The sequence below is a fragment of the Streptomyces sp. UNOC14_S4 genome, assembly GCF_020740835.1.
GTDB lineage: Bacteria > Actinomycetota > Actinomycetes > Streptomycetales > Streptomycetaceae > Streptomyces.
Map to the genome: position 1 here is coordinate 1 of NZ_JAINFC010000779.1, position 2,451 is coordinate 2,451.

2 protein-coding genes and 1 pseudogene are annotated in these 2,451 nt (G+C 75.1%); 1 reads left to right on the forward strand and 2 read right to left on the reverse strand.

All coding sequences use genetic code 11. The features are described from left to right. A pseudogene (locus tag K6I34_RS35630) lies at positions 1–183 on the forward strand (serine/threonine protein kinase); the annotation flags it as partial. A gap of 28 nt (positions 184–211) precedes the next feature. Here the strand turns inward: K6I34_RS35630 and K6I34_RS35635 are convergent. Both K6I34_RS35635 and cobA read right to left on the reverse strand, forming a co-directional pair. Next, positions 212–1,030 carry an RNA methyltransferase gene (locus K6I34_RS35635; protein ID WP_229332175.1) on the reverse strand — a complete coding sequence of 273 codons (819 nt, stop codon included), beginning with the start codon at positions 1,028–1,030 and terminating at the stop codon, positions 212–214. Between the two features lie 29 nt (positions 1,031–1,059). Beyond that, complete coding sequence (gene cobA / locus K6I34_RS35640) at positions 1,060–2,307, reverse strand: uroporphyrinogen-III C-methyltransferase (protein WP_229332176.1); 1,248 nt, start codon at positions 2,305–2,307, stop codon at positions 1,060–1,062. Positions 2,308–2,451: the final 144 nt, after the last annotated feature.

Consider the following 2,451-nt stretch of genomic DNA (forward strand, 5'->3'; position numbering starts at 1 on the left):
ACCGTGTTCGTCGTGGTGACGCTGCTGGTCGCGCTGGGCATCGCGGTGGCGCAGGGCTGTCAGGGCCCGGCGCACAGCATGGGCGAGCTCCCGCAGGTGCCCGCGGTGTCGCACCCAGGGCTGCCGCCCTTGCCGCCGGGGGCTCCTGACACGCTGGCACCCGCGGCGCCCGACGGTTCGTGAGGCGCCGCTCTCACGGGCGCGGGGGCCGTCAGCTCTCCGGGCGGCCGGCCGTCACCGCGTAGAAGGCCACGGCAGCGGCGGCTCCGACGTTGAGGGAGTCGATGCCATGGGCCATGGGGATGCGGACCCACTCGTCGGCGGCCCGCAGGGCGCGGGCGGACAGTCCGTCACCTTCCGCGCCGAGCATGAGCGCCACGCGGTCCAGCCGGTGCGGGGCGGCGGCGTCCATGGTGACGGCCCTCTCGTGCGGGGTGAGGGCCAGCAGCCGGAAGCCCGCCTCGCGGACCGTCTCCAGGTCGTGGGGCCAGGTCTCCAGCCGCGCGTACGGCACGGAGAAGACGGCGCCCATGGACACCTTGACGGAGCGTCGGTAGAGCGGGTCGGCGCAGTCCGGGGAGAGCAGGACGGCGTCCATGCCCAGAGCGGCCGCGCTTCTGAAGATCGCGCCGATGTTGGTGTGATCGACGAGACTCTCCAGCACGGCGACCCGCCGGGCGCCGCGCAGCAGCTCCCCCGCGTCCGGGAGCGGCTTGCGCGCCATGGAGGCGAGGGCGCCGCGGTGGACGTGATAGCCGGTGACCCGCTCGGCGAGCTCGGGGGTCACGGTGTAGACGGGGGCGTCGGTCTCCTCGATGACGTCCCGCATGACGTCCACCCACTTGGCCGTGAGCAGCATGGAGCGCATCGCGTACCCGGCCTGGGCGGCGCGCCGGATGACCTTCTCGCCCTCGGCGATGAAGAGTCCTTCGGCGGGTTCGCGCCTGCGCCGCAGTTCGACGTCGGTGAGGCCGGTGTAGTCGTGCAGACGGGGGTCGTCGGGGTCGTCGATGGTGATGAGGTCGGCCATGGTGGTTCCTGGGGTGTGATCGGTTCGGGTCAGCTGCTCGGCACCGGGCCGACCGTGACGACGTCGCCGATCACGATCACGGCCGGGGGGCGTATCCCCTCGGCCCGTACCCGCTCCCCCACGGTGGCGAGGGTGGCGTCGACGCGGCGCTGGGCCGGGGTCGTGCCCTCCTGGATCACGGCGACGGGGGTGCCGGCGGACCGGCCGTGGCCGACAAGGGCGGCGGCGATCGCCTCGATCTTCTCGACCGACATCAGCAGGACGAGCGTGCCGCGGAGCTTGGCGAGGGACTCCCAGTCGACGAGGGAGCGCGGGTCGTCGGGGGCGACGTGGCCGCTGACCACGGTGAACTCGTGTGCCACGCCCCGGTGGGTGACGGGGATGCCCGCGGCGCCGGGCACGCTGATCGTGCTGGAGATGCCGGGGACGACGGTGCAGGGGATGCCCTGCTCGGCCAGGGCCTGGAGCTCCTCCATGCCGCGGCCGAAGACGTAGGGGTCGCCGCCCTTGAGCCGGACCACGGCCTTCCCGGCACGGGCGTGCTCGATGAGAGCGGCGTTGATGGCCTCCTGGGCCATGGCCCGGCCGTACGGGATCTTCGCCGCATCGATCACCTCGACGTGCGGCGGGAGTTCGTCGAGGAGGTCGCGGGGGCCGAGGCGGTCGGCGACGACGACGTCGGCCTCGGCGAGCAGCCGACGGCCGCGCACGGTGATCAGGTCGGGGTCGCCGGGGCCGCCGCCGACGAGGGCGACGCTGCCGGGACGGAGGCCCCGCTCGTCCCGGTCGCGGAAGCGCGGGGCGGCGAGCGAGCCGTCGCGCAGGCCCTCCACCACGGCGTCGCGCACGGCGGCGGAACGGCGCGGGTCCGCTCCGCCCGTCAGCACGGCGACGGTGACGCCCTCGCCGCGGCCGGTGGCCGGGGTCCAGGCGGTGGCCGCCTCGGCGTCGTCGCTGCGCACGGCCCACACGCGGCGGGCCTCCGCCTCGGCGGAGGCCGCCTCGTTGGCGGCCGGGTCGTCGGTGGAGATCAGGGCGTACCAGGCGCCTTCCAGGTCGCCGTCCTGATAACGGCGGCGCTCCCAGCGGAGTTCGCCCGCCGTCGCCATGGCCTCGACGGAGGGGGTGGCGGACGGGGAGACCAACAGGACGTCCGCGCCCGCGGCGAGCAGGGCGGGCAGACGGCGCTGGGCGACCTGGCCGGCGCCCAGGACGACGACGCGTCGGCCGGCGAGGCGCAGTCCGACGGGGTAGGCGCTTTCGCTGCGCGCGTGCATGGTCTCCTCCGGAGCGGCTGGTCAGAGTGCTGGCCCCACTCTAGGGGCTCCCTTGATCGGGGCTCCGCCCCGAACCCCGCTGGGGCTGCGCGCCCACCGGGTTGCGGCTTGCGCTGCGCGCGCGGCTGCGGCCCCGGTGGGGGC